This window comes from Bartonella sp. P0282 (assembly GCF_048452985.1).
GTDB lineage: Bacteria > Pseudomonadota > Alphaproteobacteria > Rhizobiales > Rhizobiaceae > Bartonella > Bartonella choladocola.
In genome coordinates this window covers 157,609-174,781 of record NZ_WTFO01000003.1, presented here as the reverse complement: position 1 = coordinate 174,781, position 17,173 = coordinate 157,609, and the positions used below count along the sequence as shown (strand labels likewise).

Annotated in this window: 15 protein-coding genes and 1 tRNA gene; 12 read left to right on the top strand and 4 right to left on the bottom strand. The window is 44.5% G+C overall.

Annotated elements, in window-relative coordinates; all coding sequences use genetic code 11:
* Positions 1 to 33 precede the first annotated feature (33 nt).
* The 7 genes from GQS64_RS09790 to GQS64_RS09760 all read left to right on the top strand — a co-directional run bounded on the left by GQS64_RS09790 (position 34) and on the right by GQS64_RS09760 (position 5,380).
* Positions 34 to 1,068 carry an LLM class flavin-dependent oxidoreductase gene (locus tag GQS64_RS09790; RefSeq protein WP_198231441.1) on the top strand — a complete coding sequence of 345 codons (1,035 nt, stop codon included), beginning with the start codon at positions 34 to 36 and terminating at the stop codon, positions 1,066 to 1,068.
* The gene (locus tag GQS64_RS09785; RefSeq protein WP_198231440.1) at positions 1,065 to 1,736 is read left to right on the top strand and encodes an NADPH-dependent F420 reductase; all 672 of its coding nucleotides are present in this window, start codon (positions 1,065 to 1,067) and stop codon (positions 1,734 to 1,736) included. The genes GQS64_RS09790 and GQS64_RS09785 overlap by 4 nt, the downstream gene beginning before the upstream one ends.
* Positions 1,737 to 1,770: 34 nt before the next feature.
* On the top strand, positions 1,771 to 2,571 hold the full coding sequence (locus tag GQS64_RS09780; protein ID WP_198231439.1) for an SDR family NAD(P)-dependent oxidoreductase: 801 nt from the start codon (positions 1,771 to 1,773) through the stop codon (positions 2,569 to 2,571).
* A gap of 45 nt (positions 2,572 to 2,616) precedes the next feature.
* Positions 2,617 to 3,657: a sugar phosphate isomerase/epimerase family protein gene (locus GQS64_RS09775; RefSeq protein WP_198231438.1), complete on the top strand. Its 1,041-nt coding sequence runs from the start codon at positions 2,617 to 2,619 to the stop codon at positions 3,655 to 3,657.
* Positions 3,658 to 3,686: 29 nt separating this feature from the next.
* A complete protein-coding gene (locus GQS64_RS09770; protein ID WP_198231437.1) occupies positions 3,687 to 3,983 on the top strand; it encodes a putative quinol monooxygenase in 297 nt (98 codons plus the stop codon).
* Positions 3,984 to 4,011: 28 nt separating this feature from the next.
* Positions 4,012 to 4,965 carry a glutathione S-transferase family protein gene (locus GQS64_RS09765; protein WP_198231436.1) on the top strand — a complete coding sequence of 318 codons (954 nt, stop codon included), beginning with the start codon at positions 4,012 to 4,014 and terminating at the stop codon, positions 4,963 to 4,965.
* A gap of 115 nt (positions 4,966 to 5,080) precedes the next feature.
* On the top strand, positions 5,081 to 5,380 hold the full coding sequence (locus GQS64_RS09760) for a hypothetical protein (protein ID WP_198231435.1): 300 nt from the start codon (positions 5,081 to 5,083) through the stop codon (positions 5,378 to 5,380).
* A gap of 822 nt (positions 5,381 to 6,202) precedes the next feature.
* On the opposite strand, the gene GQS64_RS09755 is transcribed toward GQS64_RS09760, so the two are convergent.
* Both GQS64_RS09755 and GQS64_RS09750 read right to left on the bottom strand, forming a co-directional pair.
* The gene (locus GQS64_RS09755) at positions 6,203 to 7,666 is read right to left on the bottom strand and encodes a PLP-dependent aminotransferase family protein (RefSeq protein ID WP_198231434.1); all 1,464 of its coding nucleotides are present in this window, start codon (positions 7,664 to 7,666) and stop codon (positions 6,203 to 6,205) included.
* A 423-nt stretch (positions 7,667 to 8,089) separates the two neighbouring features.
* Positions 8,090 to 8,275: a hypothetical protein gene (locus tag GQS64_RS09750; RefSeq protein WP_198231433.1), complete on the bottom strand. Its 186-nt coding sequence runs from the start codon at positions 8,273 to 8,275 to the stop codon at positions 8,090 to 8,092.
* A gap of 326 nt (positions 8,276 to 8,601) precedes the next feature.
* Here GQS64_RS09750 and GQS64_RS09745 point away from each other — a divergent pair, with 326 nt between their 5' ends.
* Genes GQS64_RS09745 through GQS64_RS09735 form a run of 3 tightly spaced genes read left to right on the top strand, consistent with a single transcriptional unit; the run spans position 8,602 to position 9,634 of the window.
* Positions 8,602 to 9,045 carry a hypothetical protein gene (locus tag GQS64_RS09745; protein ID WP_198231432.1) on the top strand — a complete coding sequence of 148 codons (444 nt, stop codon included), beginning with the start codon at positions 8,602 to 8,604 and terminating at the stop codon, positions 9,043 to 9,045.
* A gap of 41 nt (positions 9,046 to 9,086) precedes the next feature.
* Complete coding sequence (locus tag GQS64_RS09740) at positions 9,087 to 9,473, top strand: carboxymuconolactone decarboxylase family protein (protein WP_198231431.1); 387 nt, start codon at positions 9,087 to 9,089, stop codon at positions 9,471 to 9,473.
* The gene (locus GQS64_RS09735; RefSeq protein ID WP_198231430.1) at positions 9,470 to 9,634 is read left to right on the top strand and encodes a hypothetical protein; all 165 of its coding nucleotides are present in this window, start codon (positions 9,470 to 9,472) and stop codon (positions 9,632 to 9,634) included. The genes GQS64_RS09740 and GQS64_RS09735 overlap by 4 nt, the downstream gene beginning before the upstream one ends.
* Positions 9,635 to 10,368: 734 nt before the next feature.
* Here GQS64_RS09735 and GQS64_RS09730 read toward each other — a convergent pair.
* A tRNA-Arg gene (locus tag GQS64_RS09730) sits at positions 10,369 to 10,445 on the bottom strand.
* 299 nt (positions 10,446 to 10,744) lie between these two features.
* Positions 10,745 to 12,268, bottom strand: a complete 1,524-nt coding sequence (locus GQS64_RS09725; RefSeq protein ID WP_198231429.1) for a sensor histidine kinase — start codon at positions 12,266 to 12,268, stop codon at positions 10,745 to 10,747.
* 367 nt (positions 12,269 to 12,635) lie between these two features.
* Between GQS64_RS09725 and GQS64_RS09720 the strand changes: the two genes are divergently transcribed.
* Positions 12,636 to 13,910: an efflux RND transporter periplasmic adaptor subunit gene (locus GQS64_RS09720; RefSeq protein ID WP_198231428.1), complete on the top strand. Its 1,275-nt coding sequence runs from the start codon at positions 12,636 to 12,638 to the stop codon at positions 13,908 to 13,910.
* Positions 13,910 to 17,140 carry an efflux RND transporter permease subunit gene (locus GQS64_RS09715; RefSeq protein ID WP_198231427.1) on the top strand — a complete coding sequence of 1,077 codons (3,231 nt, stop codon included), beginning with the start codon at positions 13,910 to 13,912 and terminating at the stop codon, positions 17,138 to 17,140. Before GQS64_RS09720 ends, GQS64_RS09715 begins: the two co-directional genes overlap by 1 nt.
* The last annotated feature ends 33 nt before the right edge of the window (positions 17,141 to 17,173 follow it).

Below are 17,173 nucleotides of genomic sequence, written 5' to 3'. Positions count from 1 at the left end.
AAGAGTTCAATCATTACATCGTGAGGTATTAAGATGGAATTGGGCATTTACTCCTTTGGAGAACTTACAGAAAAGCCAAAATCTGATCAGGCCAAGACCGCGCACGAAAGAATTAGACAAATCATAGAGCTTGCTTGTTTGGCAGATGAAGGTGGTTTGGAAGTCTTTGGGGTAGGAGAGCATCATCGACATGATTTTACTATATCCGCTCCGGAGGTCATACTTGCAGCTATAGCAAGTAAGACAAAGTCTATTAGGCTAGCGAGTGCCGTTACAGTCTTGTCGAGTGCCGATCCGGTGCGCGTTTTTGAACAATTTGCGTCACTTGATTTGGTATCTGATGGAAGAGCAGAAATTTTTGCCGGTAGAGGTGCATTTACAGAGTCATTTCCACTTTTTGGTTATAATCTAAGTGACTATGACGCATTGTTTGAAGAAAAATTAGAACTTCTTTTAAAATTACGTGATCAACCGACTATAAGTTGGTCAGGTCACTTCAGGCCCGATTTGCATGACGCAGAAATCACCCCCAGACCTTTACAGGACCCATTGCCGATATGGATAGCAATTGGAGGAACGCCTGCTTCTGCCATAAGGGCTGGTTATCTAGGCCTTCCCATGATGATGGGGTTCTTTGCAGCTCCTCGCCAATTCATACCAAGGGTTGAATTATATCACCGTGCTGCTGAACATGCTGGACATGATAAGACGAAGCTTCGCCTCGCTGTAAGCGGGCATATGTATATCGGTAAAACATCGCAAAAGGCGCGCGAAGAATTCTTCCCCTACTACAAGTCTTATTTTGAAGAGGCGGGTAAGAAACTTGGCGCCGGTAATTTTCCGAGAGAGACTTATGATGTTTGGATAAAGCATAGCCTTCCTGTGGGAAGCCCACAACAAGTTATTGATACAATTCTTGAACGGGTAGAGCTACTTGGAATTGACAGGTTCGTGGGGCAAATTGATGTTGGTGACCTGCCATATTCTATGACACGTGAATCATTAGAATTATATATGAATGATGTGGCACCCGTTCTGAGACGCGAAACAACAGGCGGTATGTCATGAAGTCGATCTCGATACTCGGAGCCGGCAAACTTGGAACGGTATTGGCGAAGCTATGTGTTCAGGCTGGATATGTTACTTATATCGCCTCGAATAGCGATCCTGTCCAAGTTCAGTTTATTATTGATGTCATGTCTCCCGGAGCGATTGCTAAAGATGCGCAAACCATATTTGGTTTGGCCGATATTATTATACTCGCTATTCCATTGCGTAATTATAAATCCATACCAATCAAGCCACTATCAGGGAAAATTGTTGTTGATGCCATGAATTATTGGCCCGGCACAGATGGGGTAATAGATGAATTTGAAACGGGTGTAACCAGCGCGGTTATCATACAAAAATTTTTTTCCCTTTCATATGTAGTCAAAACATTCAGCCACCTCGGGTATCATCAACTGGACGTTGACGCACGTCCAAGGGGTGCAGTCGACCGACACGCATTAGCTATCGCTGGTAATGACAAACGCGCAACAAATGAAGTTGCCGATTTAATTGATCAGATAGGTTTCGATCCGCTGATTATAGGGACGTTAGCTAGATCGTCCGCCTTTTCACCTGGCACTCCTGCTTTTGGCGTATCTACGGATAAGAAGCATTTATCACTTATCATCCATAATTATAATGAAAACGGCACAAACAACCCCATCAACAACCCTGACGCAAATTAACAAAAAATAAACGTTACCATGGAGGAGAAAAGATATGGCATTGATTTCGGAGAAAGCTATGAATTTGCATGGCAAAGTAGCAATCGTAACAGGTGCGGGTAACGGTATCGGACTTGGAATAGCTAGAGTCCTTGCCGGATTTGGTGCAAGTGTCGCTTTAACCGATCGTGAAGGAGATTCAGTTGAGGCACAAGCCGAGGCTATCCGACATGAAAGCGGCATAGCTCAAGGATTTTATCATAATGTTGCTGTTACGGAATCGTCTTTAGCGATGGTTTCTGATGTCATTAATCATTTCGGTAAAATTGACGTTTTGGTGAATGGTGCCGGTATCAGTAACAGATCGGCATTAGTCGATATGGATGATGATGCTTGGAACCAAATCATAACAGTCAATCTTACAGGAACCCAAAAAGTCACAAGAGCAGTGCTCCCCCATTTATTAAAACAAAAAAGCGGAAGAATTATTAATGTATCGTCAGTCCTTGGTCGTTCGGGCAAGCCTTTTATGACGCATTATACCGCATCCAAATTCGGGGTCGTAGGTTTTACCCAGTCACTTGCTTTGGAGATTGCATCATCAAACATCACGGTAAACGCTTTGTGTCCAGGCATCGTAAAGACGAGGGCATGGCAAATTGAATTAGATGAACTGAAACAAAAAAACGGTTGGACACAAGAGGAGGCATGGGAATCCGTTATGAAGCTTATTCCGCTCGGACGCCCGCAGCAGCCTGAGGATTTTGGTGTTATGGCCGCTTTATTGGCATCAGATTATGGGGCAAATATCACCGGACAAGCTTACAATATTGATGGTGGGTACGAGATGCACTGATCGTCATCTTCTTCATTAAATTACTATGGATGATAGGAACTCAACATGACAAATCGAAGAGAGTTCATTCTAGGCGGTGTTGGTGCAATGAGTGTTACAGGTTTGGATAGCCCCACAATGGTGGCACAACCCAAGGATATTGCTGATGATCCATCCCGGCACGGTTTAGAAAAACCCGACAAAAATAAACATAAAATATATATGGGGAGTTGGTGCTTTGCATCAGGTCTTAAGAGACCGGCTACACTTGATCAAGTAATCAAGATACTTTCTGCATATGGCTTTGATGGAATTGGTGTTGGTGCAGGATTCGTCAACCACGCATCTATTGAACGATACCCTGATACTCATTCTCGCAAGGAATTAGCCAAGTATATTAATGGCCATGATTTGGAAGTTGCTCTCTATGCTCCTGACCCATACGGGTTGCCTTGGGCTACAGATGACGATGCCTATAAATCTTACTTGAAATCATTCAAGGATTCATTGTTATTTACTAAAGATATTGGCTCGCCTTCTATGCGCGTTGATCCTGGCTCATTTGGCCCATTACCCAGAAATAGCGATTATTCTCGAATTTGGACGAGAGTTGTCGAGACTTTTCAAAAACAAGCAAAAATGGCTGCTGATGAGGGCGTCATGTTGCTTTGGGAACCGGAAACTGCACAAATATTTGTTCGCCCTAGCGAAATTATCCGTCTCCTTAAAGAAGTTGATAGCAAGAATTTCAAGCTCAATGTCGACTTTGCCCATGCAAGGGCAATATCAGAACTCGGGCATAATCAATTACGACCATACGAAACTTTAAAAGGTGGTGTGATCGAATTTATTAATATGGTTGGAGCATACATTGGCGACATTGGTGTTGTTGATACAGATGACAATATCGTTTCAAATATATTTGCCTCACATATAGGTCTCGGCAAAGGCAACTTGAACATTGAGCAAATGCTACAAGCAGTCATTGCTACCGGTTACAAAGGCCCGTGGTGGGGCTTAGATATTATCCCCGTCAATGAAGTTGTCTTTACCGATGCGTGGAACGGGATTGCAGCATATAGAGATATGCTTGATCGGCTCTTATAAAAATGCTCACTAAGAGAATGGTATCAGCCATGAAAACGATAAATATTCTGGTCAATCTCAAAGCCAAAAAAGGCCTTGAAAAAGATTTGGAAATCAAACTGAGAAATTTACAATCCTGTACTCGGGGAGAAGTCGGCTGCCTTGATTACAGATTGATGAAGTCGATTAAGGATCCATCTATTTGGACACTCTACGAGCAATGGATAAGTCAAGTGGCGCTTGATACGCATTTACAATCACAGCATTACCAAGACTTTTCCGAGATAGTTAATAAATTGACCGATGGTCCAACGGCAGCCGAGTTCTATGAGGCAATAAACTTTTGATCAATCGGTATTGTAAGTGAGCATATCTATGGGGCAATTATTAAACGGCAGATGGGTTGATACCGCACCAATTGATAATGATGCGGATGGCAACTTTCACAGGCATCCGACTGTTTTTAGACATTGGATAACATCAGATGGATCATCTCATAATAGTAGCGAGGATCAATTCAAAGCAGAAGTAAATAGATACCATCTTTATGTAAGCTTAGCCTGTCCCTGGGCACATAGGACAACAATCATGCGCAGATTGAAGGGCTTGGAGGGTATGATAGGTTTATCTGTGGTGAATTGGTTTTTGGGTAATCAGGGGTGGAGTTTTGCAGAAGGACCATGCGTTACGGGTGATCCTATTGCAAATTCAAGTTTCCTTTATGAATTGTACTCATTAGCACAACCGGATTATACAGGTAAGGTCACGGTTCCCGTCTTGTGGGATAAAAAGAAAGCGACGATTGTCTCAAATGAGTCATCAGATATTATTCGTATGCTAAATTCAAGTTTTGACGCCTTGGGCGCGAAAGTTGGGGATTACTACCCGATTGATATGCGCGATGACATAGATGCCTTGAATGATCGCATCTACCCATATTTGAATAACGGAGTTTACAAAGCAGGATTTGCCACAAGCCAAGCAGCCTATGATGATGCTGTGAGGAAAGTGTTCGACACATTGGATTGGCTTGAAGGGATACTTGATAAAAAACAATGGCTGTTGGGTGATAGGTTAACAGAAGCAGACATTCGATTGTTCACCACACTAATCCGATTTGATCTTGTCTATTACAGCCATTTCAAATGCAATATTAGGAGATTGGTTGATTACCCTAATCTATGGAATTACGTGAGAAGATTTTATGCCTTGGAAGGTGTTTCCGAGACAGTGAATGTGTCACATATCAAACGTCACTACTATGAAAGTCATGTTTCGATAAACCCATCTGGTATAGTACCAATAGGACCGGAAATTGATTTCGGATAGCTATGAAGCCAATCAACCTTCCAGTTATCGGAAGCAAGGCTATAATATTTTCTAGCTACAGAAAGCAAATCTTACTTGTTATCTATTTCCTATGAGAAATCAAAAGGAGATAAAAATGTTTAGAAACATACTGTTAAGTATTGCTGTAGTGAGCGGCTTCGCTTTAAATGCTTCCGCTAACGCCTGGGGCGACGGTACAGTCAAAAACACCTATATTCATGGCCAGCATATCCCTTCACCTATATCAAAAACCTACACAAAAGATATTGATGTGGGACATCATTCGGGTGACGGCAGCGTACCAAATTCGTACCGCTCGGATAAAAAAATCAACTTACCTATAGAACAAAACGCATTGCCTCCAATTGGCAGAACGTCTTTCGGTGATGGTTCTCCGGCTAACCAGTCTTATTGACACTGAAAGGCTAGAAGCGGTGCGACGAAGGTCGCACCGCTTTTGTAATAATGATGTTTATCAAAATTATAGAATAAAGAGTCATTGTTGGACAAAAGGTATCTGCTATTTTTCATTCGTCACTTCTTAAATTTTCTTTCCGTTTCAAAGCACGGTGGAATCGATGCCGTTGAATGAGAAGATCAGATAAACCACGCGAATGTTACCAACTATACCAAGCAGTTTTTGTATTGATTAGGAGTATCACTTTTTAATAGGCTCCTCAAAGGTCTTGATTTTTCGTGGCTCTCAGCTTTTCTTTCATTTTCAGTTGTGCCATAAGAGTTAGTAGCGGAGGCATTAATGGCACCTGATAATCCATCCATTTTGCTCGTCAGACGAATAGTTTAGCCATTCTTGTTAATTTCAAACCAAATGTTTGAACTGTTCATAATTGCTGCTGGAACAAAGCGTTGAAACAGGCAGCTAAAAAGCAAGCTTGTTTAGAGCAACCAAATCCATCTTTCCCGATAAGTGTCTTTTTGCTTCACACAGGCCGCGAGCGTTATGGCATGTTGTAACATTTCAAGAAAACGCTGCTTGAATAGATTCTGACCAGATTGCAATTGGCTGTAATTAATTTTTTATCACGAACCTTCAGATCCGCAAGATGGCTGATATCAAGTTGATCGTGACTAAAATTACGCAATCATGGAATCAGCGCACCCGAGTAGTGCATGAATCGAATAATGCTAGGCATACAGCGGCAATCAGAGCAAACAATAGGAAGTATAATTTCCTAAGCATAAATAAAAATTTGAAATATTGAATTATAAAAATATTTTATTTGGAAGAAACATATGGTCTGATGACCTGATTAAAATCCGAGATTATTCTATAGGCCTCTTCTTGGGTTTTCAAATTAGAAAAGGATAATATTAATCCGCTCAAATCTCTTCTTTCTATTTGACGGTTTGAAATGCATCCAATTCCAAAATTTTCTTTTTGTGCAATTGTCATTAATTCCAGATCGTCACACTCAACACGATTTTTGCATAGTAATAATGTGTTAAGTCCGTGATTGAAATTTTTTACATGGAATATGTCGGAAACATATCTATTCAATGCATTTTGTAAAAATATTTGCCTTTTTTTATAATTAAGCCTCATTTTGTTCAAATGTTTGGCAAAATTACCGGAATCCATAAATTCGGATAAAACAGATTGGGTTAATATTGGAAATCCATCTATCCATTTTTGATAAAAATCGGTTATTTTCGGAACCATATACTTTGGAACAATAAAATAGCCCAATCGTAAGTCAGGATTAATTAATTTACTGAAACTACCAATATAGATCATATTGGCTTTTCTATGATTATTGAGACTGGCAAGAGCCGGTAATGGTTTGTTATCATATCGGAATTCACTATCATAATCATCTTCTATTATAAATGTACCGTTTTTTTCCGACCAATCTAATAAGGTGTTTCGATTATCATCTCCCAGAACATAGCCGAGGGGACTTTGATGATTGGCTGTGACGATAATAAATTTAACGTCGGGATGGTTTTTTAAAGCATCTGAAATTTGCATTCCGTTATGATCGACAGGAACAGCGGCAATATGTGTACCCGAACTTTTAACAATATCCAAAGCGGGCGGAAAACATGGGTCTTCTAAAAATACTGTGTCTTCCGGTTCACTCAGAGCTTGCATAATGAGATTCAAGGCACCGCGAAATCCGCTACTGATGAAGACCTGATCGGGTTCACAAACGATTCCACGGGACAGCCCGACGTAACGCGTGATGCTTTCTTTTAATTTTTTTAGCCCTGTTGGAAGTGGGTAAAACAACGCATTATGGGTTTCAGCAATCTTTCGCTTTGAAAGACTACTCCAATATTTTGCGGGAAATAAATCAATAGCCGGTAATCCGATCTGGAGCTTTTTGAAGGTCGTTCCTTCGGCATAAATGGACTGATGTTTTGCGGAATTGGTCGCAGCCTTTTTTGACTGGCTTTCAGGGGCGAGGGAATGGCTTGCAACATATGTGCCGGCAGGCCCTTTGGAGACGAGATAACCATCTCCAATAAGACGACTATATACGCTTTCGACGGTGTTTTTTCCAACCCCCAGTTCACGCGAAAGCGCCCTGATCGAGGGTACGCGCTGTCCTATTTGAAAAGTACCACTATCGATTAATGCAATGATCTTTTGGTAGAGGCTATCACCAATTCCTGCGCGGGACGATTTTGGCGAATAGTTTGTGTCCATCGCGTCTATGTTTATAAGCTCGTTTGACATTCGTTTCCTCGCCGTCAGAAACATCTTCATTCATAACAATCAATGACAGTAATCAATAGATATTTAGAATTGAATGGTCAAACCGGTGAGAAGTCGCTCGAAAACTTGACATTCGCGAGAGTGGAATTTTCTGCCCGATTTCACCTTTAGCCTTGAATAAAAGATTATCATGACGAAACGATCACAGCTCATCACAATCCGGTTTATTGATATCGGTTGGAAGAACAGGCATTCTTCGAGAAGCCGGTGAAATGACCTCGATGAATGGCAGGGAAGCTTGGCGGGACAACGTTTTTGTCGAGCGACTTTGGCAATTTGGCAATTCTTTGATGTTTCGTTAAATATAAGGAGGTTCATCTTCATAGGGGCGAGGTTCTGGCTCTGGCTCGTGAACGTGCTGCTATCAGCCGATAGCCGAATTTTTTATGGAAGCCGATGCCCACCTTCATTCCTTAACCACACCCCCTGAACGACCAGAACCCCTGAACGCCCACACCCCCTGAACGCCCACACCCCCTGAACGACCAGAAGCCCTGAACGACCAGAAGCCCTGACAAGGTTTACATCACTATGCTGCCAGATAAGGGGAGGGCAGCATAAACGGGTCATGAAGCCCGCCAAAAACACATCAAACTGTTCAAACAAACGGAACCACTTCTCTTGATGTTATTTTACGATGCCAAGTGTTGAAAAAGAGCCTGATTTGTAGGCTTGTGGATTCGTAATTTCCATGACAGCCTTCTGCTCAAAAAGACAAGAAACAGAATTTTACGTTTGTTTTGTAGAAATCCCCATAGAAATTTTTATAGAAATGCATCCTTTGTGTCTGAAACCAAAATTCAAATGTCACTATCAAATTGTCCCGATATGTCCCTATCGCAACAAGCGCATTTGCGACATTGTTTCATTCACAGAATTTTAGAATACGGTAATGCATGTTTGACTTTCTTGAATTGCCTCTGCAAAATCGGGGCATATATTTTGCTAAAGTCAGTTTGGCTATCAGCTATCTTTCGGCTGTATTCGACCGTTTCGGTTTTTGGGGTCATTTTGGTGAAACAGGTGTTTCATGGGGCTCGATGACCCAATTTTTTAAACATGTTTCGATACTGTGTCCCTGGGCTCCTGAAAACATGATTCCTGTTATTGGTTGGGTGGTCACAGTTTTAGAGGCATTAATAGCTTTAGCCTATATTATTAACACGAAGAACAAATTCATTAACATTGCAAATATATTTTTATTAATATTATTTTTGCTAAGTATGTCACTTTTTCAAAGTATAAAAATGATGATTAATTTCAATGTTATTGTTTGTTTCGCGATTTCGTTATTAATATATTTTGCAGACTATAATGATAATAAGGAGAAGAGAACATGAAAAATCTCAGATTAAAATATTTTGACTTATCGCCGGAACTTATGAGTGGTTTTAGAGCCGTGAAAGTCGCCCTTGAGAAAAGCGTTGTCGAACAAAAGCTGATTGAATTGGTTTATCTCAGAGTTTCTCAAATCAATGGATGCGCATATTGCCTTAATCTTCATACAAATTCCCTGCTAAAAGATGGCGAAACGCAGCGCCGTATAGCTGAAGTGGCCGGATGGCGTGTGAGTGACCAATATTCTGAAAAAGAACGAGCGGCACTGAACTGGGCAGAACAGCTAACAAACATATCGACAAGCCACGCCGATGACGAGTCGTACGAGGCATTAAAAAAGGTCTTTAGTGACAAAGAAATATCGGACCTTACATTTGCAATATCGCTGATGAACGGAATGAACAGACTTGCCATTTCCATGCGGCAGTGAGGCGCATTACGACCAATGTCGAACAGTTGAGTGAAAAAGACGTAAGTTATTCACGGCTTGCAGATGAGGTGCAGGCCATTTCTTTTTTAAGCACTTTAAGTGCTTGTCCGGATAGGGATGAAGACGAGATCTATCCTGAAAAAGAAATGGCCGGCACTTGAGCGCAAGGTCAAGAAAAGCTTTTCATTAATTCTTTCTATGAAATTGATGAAGTCGTAAAAAATGTCGAGGGCTGGTCTCAAGACGATAAGTGCGCTCCAAAATTGTTTGTTTGTCTTTTGTTGATGTTTATTTCGCAAGCTTTATCCATTTTTCAGGTCCCGATAGCTGATTAACGGGACATGTTCTCATTCAGAGAAAAATCTATGTTGGTGTCAAAATCTATTTTTGTGTCATTGGTGAATAAGCTGAGAAAACGGGTTTTCCCGAATTATCACGGATAGCCGGATTTGGTCTAAAAAACATTGCAAAACTTGAAAAGAGCGAAAATATCGACGTAACCTTCGCGGCTGATGTGAAAATGGAAGTTGGCCGAGTGAGCGCATCGGAAACGAGCTTCATAAACGGGGTGTATTTGTTTTTCTATCCCGTGCGCTCCATATGGCTGCGTCACCATTTGGAAAACTTCTGACAGTGGCTTTTTCTTTTTAAAAGCAGGTTGCCGAATAGCCCGTAAAAACAGGGCGCGAAATAGCCAGATTATGTTGAAGATATTCCAGGATTCCGGAATAAAGCCGGTTTCATAAAGCGTTATCAATAATGGCAATCAAAGACCATCGCCAATTATATGCTTTCCTTGAAGGTGATTTGGTCGCAATCTGGTTCTGCGGCTTACGTCCAATAGAACGGATAACCCACAATGAAGATTGAAAAAATTTGGTAGGAAAAAATCAAGTGGCGCACCCGAAGAGATTCGAACTCCTGACCCCCAGATTCGTAGTCTGGTGCTCTATCCAGCTGAGCTACGGGTGCACTTTTGAAAACCACCGGAACGGTGTTTCCAGCCAGTTTCATTGCCGACATCCGGATTTGAACATCTTCAACGACTGACAAGCGGTTTCCTAATTGGTTCGTGAAAAAAATGCAAGAGAAGAATTTATTTTTTTGTTCATTCTTGTCGTTAATTCGCTCATATGCGGCTGAAGCGCGGGAAATCCCTGTTTTAAAAAACGCTTGTCAATAAAACATCGAGTGAGCCGGTGGTTCACATTTTTACATCATGGCAAGCCTTTTTCGGGCTTCATTGAAAGCCTGCAAGCTTTATCATAAAATTATGCGTCATTGCATTGGTGTGTTTTTTCGCTTCTTTGGCGTTCATCACCATGCGAGGGGAGATCGGGAACGCGAATTTCAAAATGTGCACCACCACTATCTTCATCAATGAGTGAAATTGTGCCGCCAAGGGCGTGGATAAGCTCTTCGCATATGGTTAGCCCCAAACCCGAACCGTTGCGGCTGGTCGAACCCTGAAATGGTGAAAACAGATGTTCTTTGGCCTTTGCCGGCACACCGGGGCCGGTGTCGACAACGTCGATAATGGCCATATTGTCGATACGGTGTCCGCTAATGGTGAGCTTGTTTTGAAGATTTTCACCATCTTCCCGCTCCACCATGGCCTGAACAGCATTGCGGCAGAGATTGGTGAGGACGCGGTGGAGTTGTTCCTCATCGGCATCAACCGTCATATCAACCGGTACATCATTCACAAATTCGACCTGATCGGAACCGGGAAGGGTGAGCGATTCAAGCACATCCGCAACAAGGCTGTGAAGGAGAAGTTTTTTACGCTTTGGCGCTTCTTCCTGCGTGCGCCCGTAAGTGATAACAGTCTGGCTATAAGTGACCGCGCGGTCGATAGCGCGGATAAGTTTCGGTGCAATTTTTTTCACCATAGGGTCTTTTGCCGTGGCGAGGTGGTCCGACATCAATTGCGCGGAAGCCAGAATATTCCTCATGTCATGATTGATTTTTGAAACCGCAAGCCCCAGATTGGCCAGATGTTTCTGGTGAGCATAGCTTTTTTGCAATTCGCTTTCGATAACCGAAATACGTTTTTGTGTCATTCCCAATTCATCACGGCGCGGTTCGGGCACCAGAATTTTGCTGGGGTTATGCGGTTCCATCACAAAATCGAGCATATTGGTGTAGATGCTTTGTAAAGGGCGTACCAGAAGTTCGTGGACGATGAGGTAAATTGTCGTTGCTGCAACAATCGCAATGGTGAGCGAAATGACAACAAAATGCCAGGAAAAATCGATCATTGCCTGACGCAATTTCGCGTCGGCGACGGTGACTTCAAGGATAATGTTGGTTCCTTCGATAGGACCGCGAAGGAGCAAAATATTATTGCCGCCAAAATAGAGCGTTGTGAGAGAATCAAGAAGGGCTTTGGTTTCGCTATAGTCGGGAAGGTTGATTGTTTCATTGACCTGTTTCAAATCCGGCGATGTGGCAAGATTGATTTTTTCACCATTTCTGACAATGCTGATGGCCAAAGCATCGGTGGCGGTCAGAACATTTTTTTGCAAGTTCGGGCTTAAGGTGATTTCGGGGCTGGAAGCCAGAATCATGCTGATGGCTTTTGCCGATTGGTGGTGGTCTTCAAGCCAGCTTTCCTGCATACTGGCAATAGAGGGCATAAAAACCATAATTTCAGTGATGAAAACCGAAAGCGTAATCAGCAATAACAGGCGAACCCGCATACGCCGGTAGAAGGGGATTTTTTCATGCTCGCGATAAAGCGACATGCCCGTCGTTTTAGGCGTCTGTTCGCCGGTTATTTCTTCGTTAGCCATTCAACCTCTTCAGACGACCGTCATATCGGCGAAAATGCCGCGTCAGTTCTGACCAATAACGAGTCAATGCTGCCTTATAAAACCCGCATTTTAAATCCAGTCTATAAAAATCATTGATTAAGAACAAATTGTTTTTTCCCTTATCCGCCCGCAATTTCGGAAGTTGCGATTATTACCGAAATTTAACTGGACGAAAAACCGCTTATTTTGCATGAATTAGAGTATTAAAAACCTGATTGACGGGCTTGATCGCCGGTTGATGGGGGCATAGAAGCCGCTTGAAATAAAGCGTTAGCAAAAGAATATTTTAAACGAATGCCAGAAAATAGATTATCGGATTTTCTTATCCTTTAATGAAAGTTGCGCGATGAAACGCCCGTCGAAAATTGCCATTGTTGTTATTTTTGCTCTCATTGTCGTCGGACTATTTGTCTGGCAGGGTTCAAAAAATGGGAAAACCGACGATCATGCCTCCTCGTCCTCTAAAAACAACGAAGTGGTTGTAAAACCGGTAAGCCAAAAACTCATCAATGACCGTTTAAGCGCAATCGGCACGGGAAGGGCACTTGCAACCGTTGCCGTCACCCCCTGGTCGAGCGGCGTAATGGACAAGATTTATGTGAGTGCGGGAATGCACGTCAATGTTGGCGATCCGGTTGCAAAACTTGATTCCGATAATGAAGAAATCGCCGTCGAGCGCGCCAAAGTGGAAGTCAATGACGCGGAATTGACCATGGCAAGAACGGTCAAGTTGCGTTCCTCCAATACGGCAACCGAAGTGCAGGAATTGTCGGCGAAACTCGCACTCGACAAGGCAAGGCTCGCACTGCGTGATGCCGAGCTTGCGGCCGATCGTCGCACAATCCGTGCGCCGGTAAGCGGCATTGTGGGTATTTTACCGGTTGATGCGGGAAATTACGTAACATCCGATACAACAATCGCCCGCATAGATAATCGCGATCATATTCTGATTGATGTCTGGGTTCCTGAACGTTTTGCCCCGCTTATCAAAATCGGCCAACAAGTGAAAGCCACTTCTATTGCCCGCCCCGGTGAAGAATTTGTCGGCCGCATCAGCGCCATTGACAATATGATTGATGAACAAAGCCGCACTTTGCGCATTCGTGCGGAAGTCGATAATGCCTCCGGTGTTCTCCAGTCGGGCATGTCTTTTTCTGTGTCGCTTGCGTTTCCGGGTGACCCTTATCCGGCTGTCGATCCGCTTGCAATCCAGTGGAACGCCGAGGGTGCTTATGTCTGGCGCGTGAAAAACGGTTCAATGGGAAAAGGTCCAATGAAAGATGGTATTGTGGAACATGTGCGGGTGGGCATTGTCCAGCGCAATGCGGATTCGGTACTGGTCACCGGTGCACTTCATCAAGGAGATCTTGTTGTCACTAAGGGCGTGCAAAATCTGCAAGATAAAAGTGCCGTCGATGTTTTACAGGATGAAGGGGCAAAAGAGGCGGGAAAAAGCGTTTCTCTTGCCAATCAGGACAATCGTTCGGCTCAATCCGGTGGCGATAGTGAGCCACGCGAAAAAGCAACAGAAGCGACTTCGGATAAAGCCCAGAAAGCGGCCGGTGAACCTCAAGAATTAAAGGGAAACGAAAAGAAAATTCCTGACGGAGCAAACCGGTAATGGCGGGCGCTTTTCAGAAATCCGGTGAACGCGAAAAGGATAAAGGCGGGCTGGTTGCGCTTTTTATCCGCCGTCCGGTGTCGGCTTTTGTGCTCAATGTGCTCATCATGGTGGCGGGGCTTGCCGCACTTCAGGGAATTGATGTGCGCGAATTGCCGGATGTCGACCGTCCGGTGGTGACAGTCTCAACCGATTTCGATGGAGCGGCGGCTGAAACAATCGACCGTGAAATCACCCAGAAACTTGAAGATGCGGTGGCGCGTGTTTCAGGTGTCAAGACCATATCCTCGCGTTCTTCTTTTGCCCGCTCGCGGGTAACGGTCGAATTTAACGATGGTGTTGATCTTAATGTAGCGGCAGCCGATATTCGCGATGCTATTTCGCGTGTTACCAATGATTTACCCGATGATGCCGATGCGTCCCGCATTATCAAGGCAGATTCCAATGCCGATGCGGTGATGCGCCTTGCCGTAACGTCAACAACAATGAGTGTCGATGATTTGACGGTTTTGACCGAAGACCAGATTGTCGACACGCTTTCGGCGGTTTCCGGTGTTGCGGATGTGCAGGTCAATGGCGACCGTGACAAGATTTTCAGGATAGACATTAATCCGGCAAAACTCGCAAGTTATGGCCTGACCATTGCCGATGTCACGAAAACACTGTCCGACATGGCACTTGATGCGCCGGCCGGTTCGCTCAGAAGTTCCAGTCAGGCGCTGGTGGTGAGAGCAACTGCCAATATCTCCACGCCGGAAGAATTCGAGAATGTCTATCTCAACAATCGTGTGCGTATCGGCGATATTGCCAATGTCACTCTGGGGCCGGATGTGGAAACCTCGATTGTGCGTGTGAATGGCAAACCCGGTGTCGGGCTTGGTATTGTGCGGCAGGCACAATCAAACACACTCGATATTTCCGAAGGAATAAGGTCGGCTGTTGACAATCTCAACAAAACACTTCCTGAAGGCGTGCATATTACCATAACGAGTGATGATGCAAGCTTTATCAAAGGCGCTATTCACGAAGTCGAGGTGGCGCTTGTTGTTGCGGTTTTAAGCGTTGTGGTTATCATTTTTCTGTTTTTGTGGGATTTGCGCGCCACTTTCATTCCCGCCCTTTCCATTCCTGTCGCCTTGATCGGCACATTTGCCGCTATTTATCTTGCCGGTTTTTCGGTCAATATTCTAACTCTCCTTGCACTTGTTCTTGCGACCGGTCTGGTGGTCGATGATGCGATTGTCGTTCTGGAAAATATTGTGCGTCACCGTAATCTTGGCGCAGGGCCGAGGGCTGCGGCCGTTATCGGCACAAGAGAAGTGTTTTTTGCTGTGATTGCCACAACACTGACGCTTGTTGCGGTTTTCGTGCCGATTTCCTTTTTGCCAGGTCAGGCAGGCGGGCTTTTCCGCGAATTCGGTTTTGTGCTGGCAATTGCCATTCTGCTTTCGGCAATTGTGGCTTTGACACTTTGCCCGATGCTTGCTTCAAGATTTCTGAAAGATGTCAAAAAGTCTGCCGCAGACATTGCCGATAATGAGGGAAATTTGAACGGTGGGGAAAACCGGCGCGTTCGGGAAAATAACGGGCAGGAGGGCTTAAGCGACGGGCATTCCAAACCGGCATTGCTTTTAAAATTTGCCCAGATATTACAGAATTTCTATGCCCGCACTTTGCACCGTGCTCTTGACCATCCGTGGATTGTGGTTTTGCTTTCGATCGGCTTTGTTGTTTTAAGCGCTGGTGGCTATATGACCTTGCGGCAGGAATTGACCCCGTCGGAAGACCGCGCACAGGTATTTTTGCGCATCAACGGGCCACAAGGAATTTCTGTCGATTATCTCAATGATGAAATGCGCAAGATAGAAGATGCGCTTTTGCCGTTCAAAGAAAGGGGCGAAATCATCAATACCTATTCGGTATCAGGCACTTTCGGCTCGTCCAATAACGGTTTTCTCATGCTCAATCTTGCTCCTTGGGGCGAGCGTCACCGCAGCCAGCAGGAAATCGTTCAGGAAATCAACCAAATTATGAAGGGTTTTCCGGCTGTACGTGTCATTGCGGCTGAAGGTAATTCGCTCGGCATCAGGGGGGCAGGACAGGGTTTGCAATTTGCAATTCTCGGCACCGATTATGCCAAACTCCAACCGGTTGCCGATGCGCTGGTCAGGAAAATGCAGGAGGACCCGCGTTTTGTGCAGCCGCGCTTGAGTGTTGAAGCAACGCAGCCACAATTGTTCATCGACATTAATCGCGAAAGGGCAACCGATCTCGGTATTGACATTACCGGACTTGCCAATGCCGTGCAATCCATGCTTGACGGGCGCAAAATCGGCTCGGTCTATATTGGCGACCGTTCCTATGATGTGAAGCTTGTGTCGAATAGCACACCGGTCAATGACCCGACCGATCTTGAAAATATTTTCATGAAAACGGCAGATGACCGTTTTGTGCCGATGTCGGTGGTGACAACGGTTAAAGAAAAGCCGGTTCCGCCGGAACTCGGACGGGAATCGCGTATGCGCTCGATTGCCTTGACGGCAAGTCTTGCACCGGGTTTTGCACTCGGTGAAGCCTATCAGCAGGCGCTTGAACTTGCCAAACCCATATTGCCTGCGGGAAGCTATATCATCCCGCTTGCCGAGGCTGCCACATTGAGCGAAACCTCTTCCGGCCTCATTATTGTGTTCGGCTTTGCATTGGTCATTATTCTTCTTGTTCTTGCCGCACAGTTTGAAAGTTTCATTTCCGGCCTTATTGTTATGGCAACCGTGCCGCTTGGCCTTGGCAGTGCGGTTTTTGCCATGATGGTGAGCGGGGTAAGCCTGAATGTCTATAGCGAGATCGGGCTGGTGCTGCTTGTCGGCATTATGGCCAAAAACGGCATTCTGATTGTCGAATTTGCCGACCAGCTCAGAAACCGCAACCAGACCCTGCGCGAGGCGGTGGAAAATGCCGCCAATATACGTTTGCGGCCGGTGTCAATGACAATGATTTGCGCCATTCTTGGTGGTGTACCGCTGATCCTTGCAAGCGGTGCGGGTGCAGAAGCCAGAATTTCTTTGGGCTTTGTCATTGTTGGCGGGCTTGGGCTTGCAACCATTGCAACGCTTTATGTCACACCGGTCACCTATCTCTTGCTTGGCCGCTTTATCCGCCCGAAAGCCGAAGAGGATTTCGAGCTTGAGGAGGAGCTCAATGCCGCGCAAAATGCCAAAACAACCGGCTGAAACAAGAGATCAATACGAGAAAAACAAAAAAAC